At 58.6% G+C, this 19,793-nt stretch carries 16 protein-coding genes and 1 tRNA gene; 11 read left to right on the top strand and 6 right to left on the bottom strand.

Features of this window, described 5'->3' with window-relative positions; genetic code table 11:
* Positions 1-36: 36 nt before the first annotated feature.
* Positions 37-1,566 (bottom strand): FAD-dependent oxidoreductase, encoded by a 1,530-nt coding sequence (locus HB680_RS29670; RefSeq protein WP_213941862.1) that lies wholly within the window; start codon positions 1,564-1,566, stop codon positions 37-39.
* Between the two features lie 141 nt (positions 1,567-1,707).
* Here HB680_RS29670 and HB680_RS29665 point away from each other — a divergent pair, with 141 nt between their 5' ends.
* The 5 genes from HB680_RS29665 (at position 1,708) to HB680_RS29645 (ending at position 5,591) form a co-directional block, all read left to right on the top strand.
* Positions 1,708-2,268 (top strand): YbhB/YbcL family Raf kinase inhibitor-like protein, encoded by a 561-nt coding sequence (locus HB680_RS29665; protein WP_213941861.1) that lies wholly within the window; start codon positions 1,708-1,710, stop codon positions 2,266-2,268.
* An 89-nt stretch (positions 2,269-2,357) separates the two neighbouring features.
* Positions 2,358-4,082 carry a VWA domain-containing protein gene (locus HB680_RS29660; protein WP_213941860.1) on the top strand — a complete coding sequence of 575 codons (1,725 nt, stop codon included), beginning with the start codon at positions 2,358-2,360 and terminating at the stop codon, positions 4,080-4,082.
* A 17-nt stretch (positions 4,083-4,099) separates the two neighbouring features.
* Complete coding sequence (locus tag HB680_RS29655) at positions 4,100-4,681, top strand: RNA polymerase sigma factor (protein WP_213941859.1); 582 nt, start codon at positions 4,100-4,102, stop codon at positions 4,679-4,681.
* Positions 4,678-5,298: a hypothetical protein gene (locus HB680_RS29650; RefSeq protein ID WP_213941858.1), complete on the top strand. Its 621-nt coding sequence runs from the start codon at positions 4,678-4,680 to the stop codon at positions 5,296-5,298. The genes HB680_RS29655 and HB680_RS29650 overlap by 4 nt, the downstream gene beginning before the upstream one ends.
* 20 nt (positions 5,299-5,318) lie before the next feature.
* Complete coding sequence (locus tag HB680_RS29645) at positions 5,319-5,591, top strand: hypothetical protein (RefSeq protein WP_083471387.1); 273 nt, start codon at positions 5,319-5,321, stop codon at positions 5,589-5,591.
* Positions 5,592-5,868: 277 nt separating this feature from the next.
* On the opposite strand, the gene HB680_RS29640 is transcribed toward HB680_RS29645, so the two are convergent.
* The 3 genes from HB680_RS29640 to HB680_RS29630 all read right to left on the bottom strand — a co-directional run bounded on the left by HB680_RS29640 (position 5,869) and on the right by HB680_RS29630 (position 8,864).
* Complete coding sequence (locus tag HB680_RS29640; RefSeq protein WP_213941857.1) at positions 5,869-6,162, bottom strand: DUF3077 domain-containing protein; 294 nt, start codon at positions 6,160-6,162, stop codon at positions 5,869-5,871.
* 1,023 nt (positions 6,163-7,185) lie between these two features.
* Positions 7,186-8,208 carry a hypothetical protein gene (locus tag HB680_RS29635; RefSeq protein WP_213941856.1) on the bottom strand — a complete coding sequence of 341 codons (1,023 nt, stop codon included), beginning with the start codon at positions 8,206-8,208 and terminating at the stop codon, positions 7,186-7,188.
* Positions 8,209-8,787: 579 nt separating this feature from the next.
* Positions 8,788-8,864, bottom strand: a tRNA-Arg gene (locus HB680_RS29630).
* Positions 8,865-9,212: 348 nt separating this feature from the next.
* Between HB680_RS29630 and gabD the strand changes: the two genes are divergently transcribed.
* From gabD to HB680_RS29615, 3 genes are all read left to right on the top strand, one after another.
* Entirely contained in the window at positions 9,213-10,655 is a 1,443-nt protein-coding gene (gene gabD, locus HB680_RS29625; protein WP_054050229.1) for an NADP-dependent succinate-semialdehyde dehydrogenase, read from the top strand.
* Positions 10,656-10,853: 198 nt separating this feature from the next.
* Entirely contained in the window at positions 10,854-12,131 is a 1,278-nt protein-coding gene (gene gabT, locus HB680_RS29620; protein WP_134419251.1) for a 4-aminobutyrate--2-oxoglutarate transaminase, read from the top strand.
* Between the two features lie 137 nt (positions 12,132-12,268).
* On the top strand, positions 12,269-13,483 hold the full coding sequence (locus HB680_RS29615) for a response regulator (protein ID WP_213941855.1): 1,215 nt from the start codon (positions 12,269-12,271) through the stop codon (positions 13,481-13,483).
* A gap of 127 nt (positions 13,484-13,610) precedes the next feature.
* Here HB680_RS29615 and HB680_RS29610 read toward each other — a convergent pair whose 3' ends face one another.
* A complete protein-coding gene (locus HB680_RS29610; RefSeq protein WP_213941854.1) occupies positions 13,611-14,600 on the bottom strand; it encodes a sensor domain-containing diguanylate cyclase in 990 nt (329 codons plus the stop codon).
* A 285-nt stretch (positions 14,601-14,885) separates the two neighbouring features.
* Entirely contained in the window at positions 14,886-16,070 is a 1,185-nt protein-coding gene (gene desA / locus HB680_RS29605) for a delta-9 fatty acid desaturase DesA (RefSeq protein ID WP_123515975.1), read from the bottom strand.
* A gap of 147 nt (positions 16,071-16,217) precedes the next feature.
* Here desA and dibA point away from each other — a divergent pair, with 147 nt between their 5' ends.
* The 3 genes from dibA (at position 16,218) to HB680_RS29590 (ending at position 19,767) form a co-directional block, all read left to right on the top strand.
* Entirely contained in the window at positions 16,218-18,143 is a 1,926-nt protein-coding gene (dibA, locus tag HB680_RS29600; protein ID WP_213941853.1) for a phosphodiesterase DibA, read from the top strand.
* A gap of 275 nt (positions 18,144-18,418) precedes the next feature.
* Positions 18,419-18,601, top strand: a complete 183-nt coding sequence (oscA, locus tag HB680_RS29595) for a sulfur starvation response protein OscA (protein ID WP_054050217.1) — start codon at positions 18,419-18,421, stop codon at positions 18,599-18,601.
* Between the two features lie 152 nt (positions 18,602-18,753).
* Entirely contained in the window at positions 18,754-19,767 is a 1,014-nt protein-coding gene (locus HB680_RS29590) for a sulfate ABC transporter substrate-binding protein (protein ID WP_213941852.1), read from the top strand.
* The last annotated feature ends 26 nt before the right edge of the window (positions 19,768-19,793 follow it).

The following is a 19,793-nucleotide window of genomic DNA, read 5'->3' as shown; positions in this document are numbered from 1 at the left end:
TCGGCAGCTCCTACGGTGGGCGCATAGCAATCAAATTCAGCTCAGGTCACGAACCAGCCGCCACGCCTCATCCACCGGCAGCGGCTGTTTCATCCGCTCGGCCAGCATCGCCATCGCCCGCTCTTCTTCGCAGGCCACTGCGGCCACCACCACCCCATGCTTGCCGAACAGCCCGATAAACGGTGGATGGTCAGGATCACCCTTGAACTCCACCTCATCCCAACGCTCGGCCTGGCCCAGGTAGTCGTAGTTTTTGCCGAAGTGCCAGGTCCAGAAATACGGCACGTCGAGATAATGCTCGTCGCCGCCGAGCATATTCGAGGCTGCGATCCGCGCCTGTTGCTGCGCCAGACGCCAGTGCTCGATCCGTTGCGGCTGGCCGTTGAGCGGGAAGGTGGCGATATCGCCGACGGCCCAGAGCCCGTCGGCCAAACGCATCCCGCCGTCGACCTTCAGCGATTGGTCTTTCTCTTTGGGCAGGTCGGCAAACACCGCAGTGGCTGGGGCGACGCCAATGCCGACCAGCACCAGATCCGCCGGTAAACGTTGGCCATTGTCCAGGAGCACCGCTTCGACCTTGCCGGTTCCCTCGATGGACGCGGCTTCACCCTCGGTGTGAAAGACCACGCCATGGGCTTCATGCAGGGCGCGAATCGCCTTGCCCACGGCCTCGCCGAACTGCACCGCGAACGGCACGGCATGCCGGGCCAGCACCGTGACCTTCAGCCCGAATTGGCGCAGGGACGAAGCCGCTTCCAAGGCAATAAAACTGTCACCGATGATCACGACTTTTTGCCCGGGTTTGGCGGCTTCCAGAATCTTCGTTGCCTGATCTTTAGAGCGCAGCAGGAACACCTGTGGCAAGTCAGCGCCGGGCAGTTCCAGCGGTTTGGGGATGCCGCCAGTGGCGAGCAACGCCGCGTCGTAGCTCAGTGTTTGTCCGTCGGCGAGTGTTAAGGTTTTGTCCTGCGCGTTGAGGCTCGCCACTTCGCCGCGGATGCGTTCTATGCGTTGTTTGCGATAAAACGCCTCGTCGCGCAGGGGCGGGACTTCTTCCGGCGGCATTTCCCCGGCGATCACGAATTTGCTCAGCACCGTTCGGTCGTAGCCGGCGTCGGCTTCGCGGTCGATCAGTTGAATCCGGCCGCCGAAGCCTTTTTCGCGCAATGCGGCCGCCGCTGCGGTGCCTGCGGCTCCGGCGCCGACGATCAAAAAGGTGCGCTCATCGTCCGCTGGCGGCGTGTGCGCATCGACCATCGGCTGATCGTCGACCCAGACTTCGTCTTCGCGCATTTCCAACGGGTAGCGCTTCAGACCGTCCAGGGATGGCGGCTCGCACAACGCACCGTCTTCGATTCGATAGGCCGCCTTGTGCCACGGACAGATCAACCGCCCGTGACACAACGCCCCCTCGGCCAGCGGCGCCCCGGCGTGTGGACATTCGCCCTGAAAGGCGCGCAATTGATCACCAACCCGCAGCAGGAGAATTTTGGTGTCGGCGATCCGGACCTCAAGGCCGCGGTTTTCCGGCACGTCGGCGAAACGGGCAACGCGGTGCAGTGCCATGAGCACTCTCCAGGCAGGTGTTTATCTATTGAGTTTGGCCCTTATCCCGAGGTTCAGCTCAATTGCCACTGCCACGGCGCGAACGGTCCGGCTATAGTCTGCCAGCCGACGACGGCCCAACCCGCACAAGGTGCTCCGGTAATGACCCGATTGACCTCTCTGAACCCTTGGCTGGCGGCCGTTGCAGTCGCCCTTTGCGTGCAATTGCCCGTGCAGGCCCAGGAGCGTTTCACCCTCAATATCCCCGGTGTCACGGACGATCGATTGTTTACTTCGGCGGCTGCCAGCGATGCGCCCAATTGTGGCGGGCACAACCAGTCCCCGGCCCTGAACTGGAACGCCGGCCCGGCGGGCACCCTCAGCTACGCCATCGTCATGCACGACCCCGACGGCGCGAAAGGCCAGGGCGTCGATCACTGGGTGCATTACGGCATCAAGGCGACCACCCACCAGATCCCGGCGGGTGTCGGCGCGAAAAACGCCCTCGAAGGCGTCGGCGGCACCAACGTCAAAGGCACCACGACCTATGTCGGCCCTTGCCCGCCCGCCGGCGACAGCGCGCACCACTACATCATTCAGATTTATGCCCTGGACCTGGCCCCGGACGCCTTGCCGGCCGGCCTGACCCGCGCGCAACTGCTGGAAAAGATCAAAGATCACGTGCTGCGCAACAGCAGCGTGGTGCGGCGTTATCACCGCTGAAGATTTATTTCAGCGCGGTTTAACCCGAACCGGGCGGGCTGTCCGTCTCAGAGGATGAATGGATCAATTTCCTCCTGAGGTCAGCCCCCATGTCCCTCCCTCTGCATTTTCTCCGTCCGGCCGCCCATGGTTTCGCCATTGGGTTGCTGCTGGCCGTTGCTGGTTGTGGCGTTTCGTCCAAATCTGATTCTGCTGTCGTGGCGCCGCCGTCATCTTCACCGGGACCGGCCCAAGGTGAGTTGAAAACTGAAGTGTTGGTGCAGCCTGCGACGGTGATGGCGGATGCCGTGATGGCCAAGCGCAGTGTGCGGGCGGCGCCGATCGCTATCTTTGCGCCAATGTCTGAATCCGCTCCGCCCGGTTATCGTGATGAGCAACGCGAGCAATATCAGGCGTTGGCGGACAACCCGATCCACAGCGTGGCCGAAGCGCCGGTTTCGACCTTCAGCGCGGACGTCGATACCGGCGCCTACGCCAACGTCCGGCGCTTGTTGAATCAAGGGCGTTTACCACCCGAAGGCGCGGTGCGGCTGGAGGAGATGGTCAATTACTTTCCCTACGATTACGCCTTGCCCACCGATGGCTCGCCGTTCGGCGTGACCACCGAACTGGCGCCGTCGCCGTGGAACCCGCATACCCGCTTGCTGCGCATCGGCATCAAGGCCTCGGATCGCGCGGTGGCGTCATTGGCTCCGGCGAATTTGGTGTTTCTGGTGGATGTATCCGGTTCGATGGACCGCCGCGAGGGTTTGCCGCTGGTCAAAAGCACCCTGAAATTGCTGGTCGATCAATTGCGCGAACAGGATCGGGTGTCGCTGGTGGTCTACGCAGGCGAATCCCGCGTCGTGCTGGAGCCGACTTCCGGACGAGAAAAAGCGAAGATTCGTACAGCCATCGACCAACTGACGGCGGGCGGTTCGACTGCTGGAGCATCGGGCATCGAACTCGCTTATCAGATGGCGCAACAGGCGTTTATCCCCAAAGGCATCAACCGCATCCTGTTGGCCACCGACGGTGACTTCAACGTCGGCATCAGCGACTTCGACAGCCTCAAGCAAATGGCGGTGGATAAGCGCAAGACCGGCATTTCCCTGACCACCCTGGGTTTTGGTGTGGATAACTACAATGAACATCTGATGGAACAACTGGCCGACGCCGGCGACGGCAACTACGCCTACATCGATAACCTGCGTGAAGCGCGCAAGGTGCTGGTGGATCAACTCGGCTCGACCCTCGATGTGGTGGCGAAAAACGTGAAGCTGCAAGTGGAATTCAACCCGGTGCAGGTCAGTGAATATCGTCTGCTGGGGTATGAAAACCGCGCGTTGAAGCGTGAGGATTTCAACAACGACAAGGTGGATGCTGGCGAAATCGGGTCAGGGCATACGGTGACGGCGTTGTATGAAATTGTCCCTGTGGGCGAGAAGGGTTGGCTGGAGCCGTTGAGGTATGGTGCTTCTCCGTCAGTCTCTTCCGGTAAATCCGGGGAAATGGCGATGTTGCGTGTGCGATATCAGTCGCCGGAAGGTGGGAATAGTCGGTTGATCGAGCGGCCTATTGGCAGCGGTTCTGTTAGTAAAGCCAGTGATGACCTGCGCTTTGCGGCAGCCGTGGCGGCGTTTTCTCAACAATTGAAGGACGGCCGCTACACCGGTGATTTCAGCCTCAAAGACACCGAAGCCCTGGCCCGTGGCGCTCGGGGCGATGACCGCTTCGGCCTGCGCGCGGAGTTTGTGCAATTGGTCGAATTGGCGCAGAGCCTGCGGACTTCCACGGCATCGAATCAGGTGTCCAATGCCAACCGGATCGAGTGAAAGGGATCATCGCTGATATGACTGCTCCTGAATTGAGCACCGACGCCAGCAGCGACGAATCGCTGTTGGCGCGCTATCGCTCGGGCGACGGGCCGGCGTTCGAGATCTTGTACGCCCGCCATCGCCAGGGTCTTTATCGATTTCTCCTCGGCCTCAGCGGCAAAGCCGAACTCGCCGAGGAGGTCTATCAGGACACCTGGCTGAGCCTGATCCGCAGCACCAGTCAGCCACAAGGCCGGGCGAATTTTCGTACCTGGCTCTACCAGATTGCCCGCAACCGACTGATCGACCACTGGCGCAAACATGGCATCCACAACCCCTTGCACGACAGCTACGACGAACAGGCCCACGCCGTGATCGACAACGCCGCCGACCCCGAGCAACTGCTGAGCCTGAGCCGCGACACCCAGCGCCTCGAAACCGCCCTGCAAACCTTGCCCGCCGACCAGCGCGAAGTCTTCCTGCTGCGCGCCCACGGCGACCTCGACCTGCCCCAAATCGCCACCCTCACCGACACACCGCTGGAAACCGTCAAAAGCCGCTTGCGCTACGCCCAGCAAAAACTGCGTCGGCTGCTGGCCGAGGAGGTACTGACATGACTGACGCCCGTCCTGAAAAAGAAGACGAAGTGTTGAAGCACTATCGTGAACACAGCAACGATGGCCCACCGGCGCATCTTGATGCCTTCATCCTGGCCGCTGCACATCGGGAAACGCCTGTACGCAAACCGAGTGCTTGGCAGCGTTGGGCTCAGGCTTGCCAGAAACCCCGTTGGCAGGTGGCGTTTGCCAGCCTCGTCGGCGTCGCGCTGATGTTGACGTTGGTACAGCGAACTCCGGAACAAGAGCCACAGTTCGACTCCGCCCCTGCGCCTAAAACATCATCCTTTGCGGCGAAGAAAGAAGCCCCATCACCGATTGCGCGTTCGTTGTCCGCCCCCGCCAGCGCGATATCCGCACCAGCACCCGCAGCACCAATGGCCGATTTCGCCGCGCCCGCTCAGAGCGAATCGATCAACGCGGGAATGGCTGACGAAGCCAAGGTCAGCAAACGCGCGGCTGCTCCGGTGAAAACCCTCGATGATCAATTACACGAAGTGATTCGCCTGCAAAACACCGGTCAAACCCAAGCCGCCGATGAACTGTTGAAGACCTTGCACCAGCGTTTTCCTGACGAAAACCTCACAGCCCGACTCAAGGCCTTGAAGAAAAACTGAGCCAAAGACCCTCCGCCAATTTGGCAACAACCCCCGAAAGCGCGCACTATCGGGGCATAGCCGATGCGTTGGAGGAAGCCGTGGCGAAAAAAATCGATCGCATCGCCCAAATGTTCAACTGCCCTGATAAAGGGGAGGAGTTGAGGCGGGCCATTGCTGAGAGTCGTAAGGAATTTCTGCTGAACAAGCAGGAAGGAGTCGCCCCTGAGGAGGACACTGTTGAGGATGAGGTGTTTGAGGAGGGGGACGAGGACGATGAGGAATATGACGAGTTTGATTGGACGACTGAATGAAAAATCGCATTAACCCCGTTCCTGACAATGACTGCTTGTCAGCTCTGCCCTCGTCATTATGAGCTCGCAGCAGGCGCTTGATCAGGTACAAGCTGAGGCCGTTGCCGCTAGCCGTAGAGATTCACGCCCTGATGTTGCCGCCGAAACAGTGTTTGAGGAGGTTTATGCGCTCGTTGATGAAATTGAAGCTGAGCAAAGCAGCACGTAAATAGCTCTATTCTTCTAGATTGCAGTTCCTGACACTGTCAGGAACTGCAATTTGAATGGCGGGGCGCCGCTATTCTTTGGTTTTTTCCTTCCGCGACGCTGGTTCTCGCGTCAGCACTTTCACCGCATCATCAACCAACGCCTTACTCAGCGCGGTCAAATAATGAGCCGCCCAGGCGTGTCGATCGCTTTCTCTGTCGTAGGCAGCATCCTTGGACAGGGCTTTGGCGAGGAACAGAAAGTCGGAAGCCATGGCTAGCGCATCGCCGAGCGGCACACCGCGAGTGACGTGGAACGCCGCGTGATCTGAACAGTAGATGGCAGGCGTCAAGCCGATGGTTTTCAGCTCTGATGGATCGGTCATTTGCCACCTCCAGTGATAGAGGTGCGATGGGACCGCGATTCAAAATCGCGTAGAGGGATGAAACGAGTTTTGTACGGATTTCTATTGCGCATGGTCTAGCTCCTTGACGTGGAACTGCCACTTTTTCGTTACCAAGCGAATGGGTGGCAGCTGTGCGCAGGTTGGTAAACCGGGAGTCAAGGAATCCGGCACGCCCGAAGACGTCCCACGCACAGCCGCCATAACTCAAAATTGCAGACATAAAAAAACGCCTGCAATTTGATGGGGGCGCTGTTGCGCTCAACTCTCGGGTTACCAAGCCCGGTCGCTGAATTGGCAGCGACGGCGGAAGGGTATCGTGCAGGCGGATCTCCTGCAACCTCGGATATTGGGTGAATGGCAATGGCGACAATCAGAGCGGCAATGGCCGCTGACTGCCCAAGAAACTACCCAAGAACCGTCCAAGAAACTACCCAAGAAATTTAGAAAAGCTACTTGCGCCTGAGTCTAAAGCCTGTAGCCAATTCGAACTGTCAAGTTTGCCTTGACGGTTGCATCGGACCAACCGGCAGTTGCCGAGATGTCCACACCCCATATAATCGCCGTCAACACGGCCCCTGTCGGTTGATGCGCTAAGGCGCTGAGACTGCTCAGGGGTTTTTTATTGGCTTGTGTCTTTTGCTATAGAAGTCACATGCTGTCGGTGGTGAAGCCATTCCTGCAAAGCTAACCCACAAAAAAGCCCCAAACCCTAAGGGCCTGAGGCTTTCTCGTTTCTTCTATATGGTGCCCAGGCGTCGTTTGAACCGAACGCTGCGGGTCCCGGTTTGTAAGGATTTAGCTAGTTGTGTTTGGGTTAGGCATACACGTGGGCATACATGCCGCCGGATGCTGAGATTGATTTTTAAACATTCCGTAGCATGCCGGCTCAAGCAAAGAGCTGGAGGTGTGGTGTTCTGTGGGGTGATGGCTTTCGGATTGGTCGGGGATACATGTGGGGATACAGGCTTATTATCCTTAGCCTCCCGGGAACAGATTTAAGCACTACTCGGAAAGCTTCAGCTTGAGGTTCCTGATGCTGTTCTGGTGTTTCTTCGCTAGTCGAATAGGCCTTATGTCGATGGCACGTGTTATGGGGGAAAACACCAGGGCAGTCATGGTCCCATCACCTTGCGGGCTGGAGATCACAGCACCTGCAAACGCTTCTCCACTCGGGATGTGATCAATCACGTAGTAAAGGGCCTGACTGGTGTTACGTTGCCACTGAAGATGTCCTGATATCGTGACTAAATCGATCCGACAGACGCCGGGTTCGATTCCTAAGAAAACTTCGTCATTGGTTACATCAAGTGTATGACTGTGTGGCCACTCCGGACTTGCAGCAATTGAGCTCGAATCTTCCAACGGCAAACTGTCCATTGTTGAGGGACCAGGCATTACTGAAAGAAGTAACTTTGTCGATCTAAGCAGTAGCTCGTTTTGGTATTGCTCAAAGGTGGCGTATGTACTGTGCGCGTTACCCTTTGAGTCTAAAAGCTTATCCGTCGGTAGAACCGTAGAATTACCTGTCGCTTGCGGAGCCATGATTTGTAGCTGATGTTGCGACCAGCACAGAAGGGTAGTGCACATCCTAAAGCATTCCTGTGCGGTCCCTTGCATGGTTAGCGCAGGGAATTGCTCTTGAAGAGGTCTAGTCCACGCTTTGAATTCGTAAAGAGTTATGCCGTGGGTTTCTGCCTTCTTGCGTGCAGAGGCTGTGTAGCCTGATGCGGAGACAATAGAACGGTGAGTTACAGACGGCATGTCTATGAACTTCATGCACAATTGCTCCACTTCAGCCACGTCCAGAGGTGTCCCTTCTCGCTTCACCTCGTACGCTTTGAACGCGTGGGTTACTCCACCGGACTCAGTGATGGTGACAGTTACATCGACGTCACGCTCTTTGTCGGCGGCGGGATCGTAGACCATATCGCCGATAGTCACATCGACTGCATCGGGATCTGACTTAAGGCAGCACAGGCCCACCAAGTATTGAACCATCATCGGTGTAAGAGGGAATTTCGGCATTCATAGACCTATGGTTGGCGGGTGGGATTGCTAGGGACTGAGACGACCCCAAGGGTCTATCTGATGGTTATAGCTCATATCGCATCGTATGAGTGCCGCACAATGGATTGACTCCAGCCCCAGTTCCTGGCCGGAGAAGGACTTTTGTTTTTGGGGCTGGGCCGACTGGATTCACTACGAATACGGTGAATCACTGTCTGGCACTCATGCGGAATATCGGGGTAGACGCAGAAAGTCGCTGGGGCCCCTGACGTTAATCAACTGGTACGGGGTCGGAAACCCGCGAGATCTTGGTAGCGACAGTTTCATCAGCTTACTGAAATTTTAACGTTGAAATTGAAAGGATATTGAAGATAAAAGGGCATCGTTACCGCAACGGTAAAAGCGGCTCTTCCGGATTTCCGAAAGCTGCTGGGGACTCGCGAGAGGTTGTTCACGGCAGTTGTAAACTCTAAGTTGACAACTGCCCTACCGACCCAAGCCCCATTGATCAACCCCCAGAATTGTCCACTTGGGATACCATCACCCACAAAAAAGCCCCAAACCCTAAGGGCCTGAGGCTTTCTCGTTTCTTCTATATGGTGCACCAGGCGGGATTCGAACCCACGACCACTGCCTTCGGAGGGCAGTACTCTATCCAGCTGAGCTACTGGTGCAAGCGGGCGCCATGATACTCATATGCGTTGCGGGCGTCCATGCTGCTGAATAGCCTGTGTTTTTCTATCCTGTAACAGCCGTTTGCTACGTTGATCAGAAAAAATAGGCAAATGCGCCGTTTTCGTTCTTTTTTTCGAACGGCCTATTGTCCTTTCACGGCATTGATCCTAGGATTCGTTCGAGATTTCAAACGCTCTTGTCTGGGTGCTGAACCGCACGAGTCCAATCCGTGCGCTATTTATGTGCTTCAGCCCGGTGAATGATTTCCCTGACGGCAGCCTTTGAGGCGCCTTTCTACAATCATAATTCGCTCCGCGCTGGTCGCGGTGCTGTTAAGGAAAGCCGACATGCAGCTTAAAGACACCCAGTTGTTCCGCCAGCAAGCCTTTATCGATGGCGCTTGGGTCGATGCGGACAACGGTCAGACGATCAAGGTCAACAACCCGGCAACGGGCGAAATTCTGGGCACCGTACCGAAGATGGGCGCTGCCGAAACCCGCCGTGCAATCGAAGCCGCTGATAAAGCGCTGCCGGCCTGGCGTGCACTGACCGCCAAGGACCGCGCGAACAAGCTGCGTCGTTGGTTCGAGCTGATCATCGAGAATCAGGACGACCTGGCTCGCCTGATGACCCTCGAGCAAGGCAAGCCATTGGCCGAAGCCAAGGGCGAAATCGTTTACGCCGCTTCCTTTATCGAGTGGTTCGCCGAAGAAGCCAAGCGCGTCTACGGTGATGTGATTCCGGGCCATCAGCCAGACAAGCGCCTGATCGTGATCAAGCAGCCAATCGGCGTGACCGCAGCGATCACCCCGTGGAACTTCCCGGCCGCGATGATCACCCGTAAAGCGGGTCCTGCGTTGGCCGCCGGTTGCACCATGGTGCTCAAGCCTGCTTCGCAAACTCCGTTCTCCGCATTCGCTCTGGCTGAACTGGCCCAGCGTGCCGGCATCCCGAACGGTGTGTTCAGCGTTGTTTCCGGCAGCGCCGGCGACATCGGCAGTGAGCTGACCAGCAACCCGATCGTGCGTAAATTGTCCTTCACCGGCTCGACCGAAATCGGTCGTCAGTTGATGGCTGAATGCGCCAAGGACATCAAGAAAGTGTCCTTGGAACTGGGCGGCAACGCGCCGTTCATCGTGTTCGACGACGCGGACCTGGATAAGGCCGTCGAAGGCGCGATCATTTCCAAGTACCGCAACAACGGCCAGACCTGCGTCTGCGCCAACCGTCTGTACATTCAGGATTCGGTCTACGACGCGTTCGCCGAGAAGCTGAAAGTGGCCGTGGCCAAGCTCAAGATCGGCAACGGTCTGGAAGAAGGCACCACCACTGGCCCGCTGATCGACGAAAAAGCCGTGGCCAAGGTTCAGGAGCACATTGCTGACGCGATCAGCAAAGGCGCGACCGTTCTGGCGGGTGGCAAGGTCATGGAAGGCAACTTCTTCGAACCGACCATCCTGACCAACGTGCCGAAAAACGCAGCCGTGGCCAAGGAAGAAACCTTCGGCCCATTGGCGCCGCTGTTCCGCTTCAAAGACGAAGCCGAGGTGATCGCGATGTCCAACGACACCGAGTTCGGCCTGGCTTCGTACTTCTATGCCCGTGACCTGGGCCGTGTGTTCCGTGTGGCTGAAGCCCTGGAATATGGCATGGTCGGCGTCAACACCGGGTTGATCTCCAACGAAGTCGCGCCGTTCGGCGGTATCAAGGCGTCGGGCCTGGGCCGTGAAGGCTCCAAGTACGGCATCGAAGATTACCTGGAAATCAAATACCTCTGCCTGGGCATCTAAGCTCGCAAGACAAGAGCCGGGCAAGGCATTGCTTCAAGCAGAAAGGGCACGAGAGCGCTGTCCCTTTCTGCGCTTCAAATGGAATTTTCTCTGTGGCCGGGAACGCTGTGGCAGTCGATCATCGCATGCTGCCGTAGTTGCCTCCCCGCCGCATTTTCCTTGAACCACGCCGCCCGATGAGCGGTGAATGAGGACTTTATGAGCAAGACTAACGCATCCCTGATGAAACGCCGCGAAGCCGCTGTACCACGCGGTGTTGGCCAGATTCACCCGATCTTCGCCGAGTCTGCGAAGAACGCCACCGTGACCGACGTTGAAGGTCGCGAGTTCATCGACTTCGCCGGCGGTATTGCCGTGCTGAACACCGGTCACCTGCACCCGAAAATCATCGCCGCCGTGACCGCGCAGCTGAACAAGCTGACTCACACGTGCTTCCAGGTACTGGCTTACGAACCGTACGTAGAGCTGTGCGAAAAAATCAACGCCAAGGTGCCAGGTGATTTCGCCAAGAAAACTCTGCTGGTGACCACCGGTTCCGAAGCCGTTGAAAACGCCGTGAAAATCGCCCGTGCCGCCACTGGCCGTGCCGGCGTCATCGCGTTCACCGGCGCTTACCACGGTCGCACCATGATGACCCTGGGCCTGACCGGTAAAGTCGTGCCTTACTCGGCCGGCATGGGCCTGATGCCAGGCGGCATCTTCCGCGCGCTGTACCCGAACGAACTGCACGGTGTGAGCATCGACGACTCGATCGCCAGCATCGAACGCATCTTCAAGAACGACGCCGAGCCGCGTGATATCGCTGCGATCATCATCGAGCCGGTTCAGGGCGAAGGCGGTTTCTACGTCGCGCCTAAAGAATTCATGAAGCGCCTGCGCGCTCTGTGCGACCAGCACGGCATTCTGTTGATCGCTGACGAAGTGCAAACCGGCGCTGGCCGTACCGGCACGTTCTTCGCCATGGAACAGATGGGCGTTGCTGCCGACCTGACCACCTTCGCCAAATCCATCGCTGGCGGCTTCCCGTTGGCCGGTGTGTGCGGTAAAGCCGAATACATGGACGCCATTGCTCCAGGCGGCCTGGGCGGCACCTACGCTGGTAGCCCGATCGCTTGCGCCGCGGCCCTGGCCGTGATGGAAGTGTTTGAAGAAGAACACCTGCTGGATCGCTGCAAGGCTGTCGGCGAGCGTCTGGTCACTGGCCTGAAAGCCATCCAGGCCAAGTACCCGGTGATCGGCGAAGTCCGTGCCCTGGGCGCGATGATCGCGGTCGAACTGTTCGTCGACGGCGACAGCCACAAGCCGAACGCGCCAGCCGTGGCGGCGGTAGTGGCCAAGGCACGCGACAAGGGTCTGATCCTGCTGTCTTGCGGCACCTACGGCAACGTTCTGCGCGTCCTGGTACCGCTGACTTCGCCGGACGAGCAACTGGACAAAGGTCTGGCGATCATTGAAGAGTGCTTCTCTGAGCTCTGATTGCGAAGTGTGACCTGATCGACAAAAAACCCGCTTCGGCGGGTTTTTTTATGGTCTTGAAACACAACGAGGACAAATGCGCTGTATCGAATGGCCAGCATTGACTAAGGTTCAAGCATTGCCGCTGGAGTGTACGAATGACCGCTGTGGTGTTACCCGCTGTTCCGCGAGTGCTGATTGCCGAGGCCGACCCCTGGTCCCGCGACCTGCTCAAGCAGGTGTTGTTGAATGTGCGTTGCGATGCACGGCTGGACCTGTGTGCCGATGGCCAGCATGCGATGGAGCGGTTGGCGGAGGTTCCTTACGACTTGGTGATCGTTGACTGGGAATTGCCCGGTATCGATGGGCTGAACGTCTTGCGCAGTGTGCGTCAACGCAAACGCAATCCGCCGTTGCCGTTCATTTTGTTGAGTAGCCGCAACGACAGCGCCAGTGTGCGCGAAGCCTTGCCCTTGGCGCCCACCGCCTACCTGACCAAACCCCTCGACATGGAAAACCTAACTCAGCGTCTGCAGGAGTTGCTGCTGAACGCCGGTGAAGAGGTGTCTTGCGAGGTGCCTGCGCTGTCGCCGGGCATGACGTTGTCGGTGTACCTAGAGCGTCGACGCGAATCGACAGACGGCGCGCCGCTGATGACCGACGTGCAGTTGGCGGTCAAACGCAGCCTGAATCCCAATGGCCTCGATCTGACGTTGCTGGAGGCCGAGATCCGCAATGATCCGCAAATCACCGCCGTCCTGATCGCTGCCGCCAACAGTGCCGCCCAGCACCATGGCGTCGGGGTGCAAACCCTGTCCCAGGCGTTGCACCGCTTGGGCACCGCGCAAAGCATGAACCTGATTCTGGGCCTGGCACTCAAGCGCTGCGCGCGGCTCAGTGATTCGCACTTGGCAGACTATGCCGAGCGTTATTGGGAATTGTCGCTGCGTACCGCCGAATATGGCCGGACCCTGGCGCGCTTGCTGGATCTGGATCAGGAGCGCTGCTATTGCGCGGGGATGCTGCATCGCCTCGGTGACTTGGCGTTGCTGCGCTGCTTGCAGGAATGGAAGCAGGCCGGCGGCGAGCTGGACGAATGGGAAGAAATCGGCGATGCACTGGCCGAGTTCGGCGCGGGCTACGGTTCGGCGCTGCGAACCCGCTGGCGCCTGCCGCTGGAGCTGCGGGAGCTGATTGCCGCCGTCTACCAGCTCGGTGGCGGGGTTTACTCCCGCGAAGCGCTGGTGATGAACATGGCCGCGCAACTGGCGCGCCTGACTGAGCATGAGGGCATTGAGGAACTGGCCAAGAGCCGGACGGCGCGGTTGCTCAAGATTGGGTTGCCGGAATTGATGCGGTTGCGCAAGAAGTAGCCATCACACTAATACCCTGTGGGAGCGGGCTTGCTCGCGAAGGCGCCGTGTCAGGCACCCTTGATATCGACTGACACGATGCCTTCGCGAGCAAGCCCGCTCCCACATGGGGCTCTGTGTTGGGCCTTCAGGCCGAGATGATGCGGTTCTTGCCTTGGCGTTTGGCCTCATACATCGCCGCATCCGCGCGGGCAAACAGGCTGTCGAGGCTTTCATCTTCGGCGGTGAGGCTGGTCAGGCCCTGGCTGACGGTGATGCCGAACGTCTGGTCGTCGTGGCTGAAGCTCAACCGCTGGATCTCCCGTTGCAGGCGCTCGGCCACTTGCATGGCCATGTCCGGCGCGCAGCCCGGGAATACCGCCGCAAACTCTTCCCCGCCAATGCGCCCGAACAGATCACCCCGGCGTAATGCCGCGCGACCGCTTTCGGCGATGTGTTGCAGCACGGTGTCGCCGGCCGGGTGGCCGTAGCTGTCGTTGACGACTTTGAAGTCATCGATGTCAAGCAACAGGAAGGCCAGCGGCGCGCCTTGCAGCTTCGCCTGTTCAAATTCGCGATGGGCGCATTCGAAGAAGTGCCGGCGGTTGCTGCTCTGGGTCAGCACGTCGGTGGTTGCCAGGCGTTGCAGCTCGGTTTCCATCTGCTTCTTTTCGGTGATGTCTTCGGCGATGCCAACGATGATCACCGGTTGCCCCGGTTCGGCCTGACGGTTAATGAAGCATTTGTCGCTGAGCCAGCGCACTTGGCCGTCGGCCGCGATGATGCGGTATTCGCGGTCTTCGATTGCGCCTTTGACCAGCACTTCGGCCAAGCTGCGCTCGGCGTAGTCCAGATCGTCGGGGTAAATGCTGTCGCGCCACTGGTTGTAGTCGGCCAGCAACAGGCCGGCGGAACGGCCGAAAATCCGTTCATAGGCCGGGCTGACGTACAGCACCTGACGGGTTTCCCAGTTGAATGCCCAAAGCACGGCGTTGACGCTGACCAGCAGCGAGCTGAAGAGTTGTTCGCGTTCGCTCAGGCGTGCGACTTCACCTTGGGCATGCATGAGCGCCATCAGGGTTTGCGCGGCCTCGGGCCACTGCGGGTGGGATGAGTCTTGTAGGTTTTTAGTGACCATCGGCACAGATCTCAAAGGGCGTGCGCCGCTCGAGGTTTCGAAAGCGGCCACTACGTGGGCCCCTTATCGATTATTTCTTGTGCCACAGCAGGCGCTGTCACGCTTTGGTGGGAAATAATTGATAACAGGTCTCGGCCCGCCTGGATGGCGAAGTGTCTTTGAGATAGGGGATTTGGAGCTTAGTTCCCGGCTGACGGGGCCAGGGAGGGGGCACCCGCCGGGCGGTACTGGCGACGCGTTTTTTCAGTGAAAGAACGCGTCGTCAGGTTTTGCGACTGCTACAGGTCAGACGGCAGCTGGGCGCAAGGAGTAGGTTTTCAACTGATCGGCGAAGTCGCGCAGGGATTGAATCCCGCTGGCTTCGGCTTCGTGCACCCAATCCTTTATCGCGGCAAGCATGTCGTGACCATTTGAGCTGGTCTTGACCCAGATCTGCTGCAAGGCCAGGCGTTTCTCGTAAATTACCTTCAGCGCCTGGCTGTGCTCGAGCATGTTCTGGATGCGGATATGGTGCTTGTCATCCAGCAGGCTGGTTTCCCGCGAGAGCAAACGCTTGGCGCGGTGGAACTGGTGACGGACCGAGTGATCGACCTTCTCCAACTCCTGCTTGACCAGCGGCGCGATCACCAATTTGCGGTACTGGGCCATGATCTGGAAGCGATTGTTGAGGATGGCCATGGCGGTGTCCATGTCCAGACTGCCCTTGCCTTCGACCCGGTGGGCGATTGGCGCAACACGCTGGACCTTGGCCAGACGGAAGAAACTGAAGACCTGGATCCAGGCCCAGCCGAGGTCGAACTCCCACTTCTTCACCGACAGTTTTGCCGAGTTAGGGTAGGTGTGATGGTTGTTATGCAGTTCTTCACCACCGATCAGGATGCCCCACGGCACCAGATTGGTCGCCGCATCGCGGCATTCGAAGTTGCGGTAGCCGATGGCATGGCCCAGGCCATTGACCACGCCGGCAGCCCAGACCGGGATCCACATCATCTGGATGGCCCAGATGGTGATACCGATGGTGCCGAACAGCAGCAGGTCGATGACGCCCATGATCGCCACGCCCAGCAGGGGGAAACGGCTGTAGAGGTTGCGTTCGATCCAGTCTTCGGGGCAGTTCTTGCCGTAGATACGCAGGGTTTCCGGGTTTTCCGCTTCTTCGCGGTACAACTCGGCGCCCTTGCGCAAAACGGTGGAAAGGCCCTTGATGACCGGGCTGTGCGGGTCATCGACGGTTTCGCATTTGGCGTGATGCTTGCGGTGGATGGCTGTCCACTCGCGGGTGTTCTGCGCCGTGGTCAACCACAGCCAGAAGCGGAAGAAATGTTTCAGGCCAGCATTGAGCTCCAGGGAGCGATGGGCTGAATAACGATGCAGATAGACCGTGACACCAACAATCGTCACGTGGGTCATCAGCAGGGTGACTGCCACCAGTGACCAGGGCGACAAGCCGAGAAAACCTTCGTACCACATAGGCTATAGGGCCCTCGATAAATAAAAAAACAGCCGTTGCATTATCACTAAGCCCACAGATAAAACCAGTCGCCCTTTCAGATAAGAGTGGCCGGATGTTTCTTTAACCTATAATTCCAACCCTTTTGTAGGGACATGGACGGCCGAATGTCAGCCACATACCGCGATGCCTTGCGTGCAGCGCTGCTTTACCTGGTGCTTTCAGTAGTCTGGCTCCAGTTCAGTGGTTATTTATTGAACAGTTTCTTCGATAGCTCCACCGAACTGTTGCGATGGCAACTGATCAACGGTTACGCCTGGGTGCTGCTCAGCGCCGGATTAATCTTCCTCGCCCGGGCCCGATTGTTTCGCTGCCTGGGCATCGGCGCGAAATTGCGCGAGCGCAGTGAAGACCGGGAACGGCTGCGCCAGGCCGCCGCCGTGTTCGATTGCACCCGCGAAGGGGTTTTGGTGACTGACAGCAAAGGCCTGATCGTCCATGTGAACCGGGCTTTTATGGAGATCACCGGTTATCAGAGTGAGGAAGTACTCGGTCAGCAACCCAGTATGTTCAAGTCCGGCCATCACCCGCCGACGTTCTATCAGGCGATGTTTGCCATGCTCGGCAGCGCGGGCGAATGGAGCGGCGAGATCTGGAACCGCCGTAAAAGCGGCGAAATCTACCCGCAATGGCAGACCATCCGCCTCATTCATGACGATCTGGGCCGCATCAGTCATTACGTGGCGGTGTTTTCCGACATCAGTGCGATCAAGAATTCTGAACATGAACTGATGCACCTGGCCCACCACGACCCGCTGACCGACCTGCCCAACCGTCTGCTGTTCACCGATCGCGTCGAGCAGGCGCTGACCTCGGCGCAACTGCACAAACGCGGCTGCGCGTTGCTGATGGTCGATCTGGATCACTTCAAGATGATCAACGACAGCCTCGGGCACACCGTTGGCGATCAGTTGCTCAAGGCCGTGGCCGAGCGTTTCAAGGGCCTGTTCGTGCCGGGCATCACCCTGGCGCGCCTGGGCGGTGACGAGTTTGCCGTCCTCGCGGAAAACTGCCCGCAACCGGTGCAAGCTGCGGCGCTGGCGCAGCGGATCATCGATGGCCTCAAGCAGCCGTTCGAAATCGACGGGCATCAGTTGTTCATCAACGCCAGCATCGGCATCAGCCTGTTCCCCAGCGATGCCTTGGGCGCCGAGCAACTGCTGCGCAACGCCGACTCGGCGCTGTTCAAGGCCAAGAGCGCCGGCCGCGATGGCTACGCGCTGTACACCGAAGAATTGACCGCCCATGCCCAGCAGCGGGTCGAAATCGCTTTCGAACTGCGCCGCGCGCTGGAGCTGGAGGAACTGCGGGTTTACTACCAACCGGTGCATGACCTCAAAACCAGCCGCTTGATTGGCGTCGAAGCGCTGGTGCGCTGGGAGCATCCGCAGCGCGGGTTGATCTCGCCGGCAGAATTCATCCCCGTCGCCGAGCGCACCGGGCTGATTTCCGAGATCGATGCCTGGGTCATGCAGCAGGCCTGTCAGCAGATGTGCCACTGGCAGCAGGCGGGCGTGGTGTTGTCGTTTGTGGCGGTGAACGTGTCTTCGCGTTTGTTTGCCCGCCGCGAGTTGTATCAACAGGTGGCGCACGTGCTGCACGAAACCGGCCTGGACCCGGCGTATCTGGAACTGGAAGTCACCGAAAGCGCGGTGATGGACGATCCGGAAGTGGCGCTGGAGCAGATGCATCGCCTGCGGGAATTGGGCGTGCGGTTGGCCATCGACGATTTCGGCACCGGTTATTCGTCGCTGTTGCGGCTCAAGCGATTGCCCGTGCAGAAACTCAAGATCGATCAGGGTTTTGTCGCCGGGTTGCCGTGGGACGAAGATGACGGCGCGATTGTGCGGGTGATCATCGCGCTGGCCAAAAGCATGGGCATGCAGGTGCACGCCGAGGGGATCGAGCAAGTGGAGCAGGCGGGGTTTTTGCTCGAACAGGAATGCGACCTGGGCCAGGGTTATTGGTTTGGACGACCGGTGCCGGCGGAGCAACTGGATTGGGCGCGGGCTCCAGTAATCGGCTTACCCTGAAAAGATCGCAGCCTGCGGCAGCTCCTGCATTGGATGGCGCGCATCCGGAATATCTGGATGTACATCAACCCTGTAGAGCTGCCGAAGGCTGCGATCTTTTGCTTCTGAGGCCGCTAACCACGCCGCAACCCCTTGTCCCATCAAATAATACTTTCTGGTTATATAAACATTCTTAAATAGTCTTTTTAAGAATATCCGCGCCTATCTACTATTGCCCTCACGCCGCAAGCAGTGCCGCCACTGCCAGGCAACCTCTCAGTCGAAGGAGCAGCACCATGAGCGCATCCCTACGTAGCGTTGACGGCCAGGACGAAGCAACCATTTTGCGTGAGATCCAGAGCGCATTGCGCGATCTGCGTTTCGGCGCAGTGGAAATCACCGTGCACAACGCCCAGGTGGTCCAGATCGAACGCAAAGAAAAATTTCGCTTGCAGAACCCGACCAACAAGCCGAGCTGAAGCGAAAGATCAAAAGATCGCAGCCTTCGGCAGCTCCTACGGGGGATTGATGTAGGAGCCTTCGAAGGCGGCGATCTTTTTGTAACAGGCAACCGCAATTCCAGAAACCCATAAGAAAAGCCAATACCAACAGAATTCCAGGAGCTTTCACCATGTCGTCGATTCGTCATTTCGCTTTGGCCGCGCTGGCCAGCGCCCTTTTTGCGGGTTCCGCGGTTGCCAAGGATTACGAGCTGCTCAACGTGTCGTACGACCCGACCCGTGAGCTGTATCAGGATTACAACGCCGAATTCATCAACTTCTGGAAGAAAGACCACGCTGGCGACAACGTGAAAATCCAGCAATCCCACGGTGGCTCGGGCAAACAGGGGCGTGCGGTGATCGACGGTCTGCGTGCCGACGTGGTGACCCTGGCCCTGGCCGGTGACATCGACGAAATCGCCAAACTCGGCAAGACCTTGCCAGCCGACTGGCAGACACGCCTGCCGGATGCGAGCACCCCATACACCTCGACCATCGTGTTCCTGGTGCGCAAGGGCAACCCTAAAGGCATCAAGGACTGGGGCGATCTGGTCAAGAATGACGTGTCGGTCATCACCCCGAACCCGAAAACCTCCGGCGGTGCGCGCTGGAACTTCCTCGCGGCCTGGGCCTATGGCCTGAAAGCCAACGGCGGTGATGAGGCCAAGGCCAAAGACTACATCCAGACTCTGTTCAAGCACGTGCCGGTGCTGGACACCGGTGCTCGCGGTTCGACCATCACCTTCGTCAACAACGGTCAGGGCGACGTGTTGCTGGCCTGGGAAAACGAAGCGTTCCTGGCGCTGAAAGAAGATGGCGGCGCCGACAAGTTCGAAATCGTCGTGCCTTCGCTGTCGATCCTCGCGGAGCCGCCAGTGGCCGTAGTTGACAAGAACGCCGAGAAAAAGGGCAACGAGCAAATCGCCGAAGCCTACCTCAAGCACCTGTACAGCCCGGCCGGCCAGGAAATTGCCGCGAAAAACTTCTACCGTCCACGTGACAAGGACGTAGCCGCCAAGTACGCCAAGCAGTTCCCGAAACTTGACCTGGTGACCATCGACAAAGACTTCGGCGGCTGGAAAACTGCCCAACCGAAATTCTTCAATGACGGTGGCGTGTTCGACCAGATTTACCAGGCGCAGTAACCTGATTTGAGCCACACACGAGCCTC

This window comes from Pseudomonas sp. dw_612, from assembly GCF_018449725.1.
Lineage (GTDB): Bacteria > Pseudomonadota > Gammaproteobacteria > Pseudomonadales > Pseudomonadaceae > Aquipseudomonas.
This window is presented reverse-complemented; position numbering and strand designations above follow the sequence as displayed.

Coding starts and splice junctions, on each gene's coding strand:
- HB680_RS29660 (WP_213941860.1), top strand. CDS start 2,358: ATGTCCCTCCCTCTGCATTTTCTCCGTCCGGCCGCCCATGGTTTCGCC.
- HB680_RS29640 (WP_213941857.1), bottom strand. CDS start 6,162: ATGACCGATCCATCAGAGCTGAAAACCATCGGCTTGACGCCTGCCATC.
- HB680_RS29670 (WP_213941862.1), bottom strand. CDS start 1,566: ATGGCACTGCACCGCGTTGCCCGTTTCGCCGACGTGCCGGAAAACCGC.
- HB680_RS29650 (WP_213941858.1), top strand. CDS start 4,678: ATGACTGACGCCCGTCCTGAAAAAGAAGACGAAGTGTTGAAGCACTAT.
- gabT (WP_134419251.1), top strand. CDS start 10,854: ATGAGCAAGACTAACGCATCCCTGATGAAACGCCGCGAAGCCGCTGTA.
- HB680_RS29615 (WP_213941855.1), top strand. CDS start 12,269: ATGACCGCTGTGGTGTTACCCGCTGTTCCGCGAGTGCTGATTGCCGAG.
- HB680_RS29610 (WP_213941854.1), bottom strand. CDS start 14,600: ATGGTCACTAAAAACCTACAAGACTCATCCCACCCGCAGTGGCCCGAG.
- oscA (WP_054050217.1), top strand. CDS start 18,419: ATGAGCGCATCCCTACGTAGCGTTGACGGCCAGGACGAAGCAACCATT.
- desA (WP_123515975.1), bottom strand. CDS start 16,070: ATGTGGTACGAAGGTTTTCTCGGCTTGTCGCCCTGGTCACTGGTGGCA.
- HB680_RS29635 (WP_213941856.1), bottom strand. CDS start 8,208: ATGCCGAAATTCCCTCTTACACCGATGATGGTTCAATACTTGGTGGGC.
- HB680_RS29665 (WP_213941861.1), top strand. CDS start 1,708: ATGACCCGATTGACCTCTCTGAACCCTTGGCTGGCGGCCGTTGCAGTC.
- gabD (WP_054050229.1), top strand. CDS start 9,213: ATGCAGCTTAAAGACACCCAGTTGTTCCGCCAGCAAGCCTTTATCGAT.
- HB680_RS29590 (WP_213941852.1), top strand. CDS start 18,754: ATGTCGTCGATTCGTCATTTCGCTTTGGCCGCGCTGGCCAGCGCCCTT.
- HB680_RS29655 (WP_213941859.1), top strand. CDS start 4,100: ATGACTGCTCCTGAATTGAGCACCGACGCCAGCAGCGACGAATCGCTG.
- dibA (WP_213941853.1), top strand. CDS start 16,218: ATGTCAGCCACATACCGCGATGCCTTGCGTGCAGCGCTGCTTTACCTG.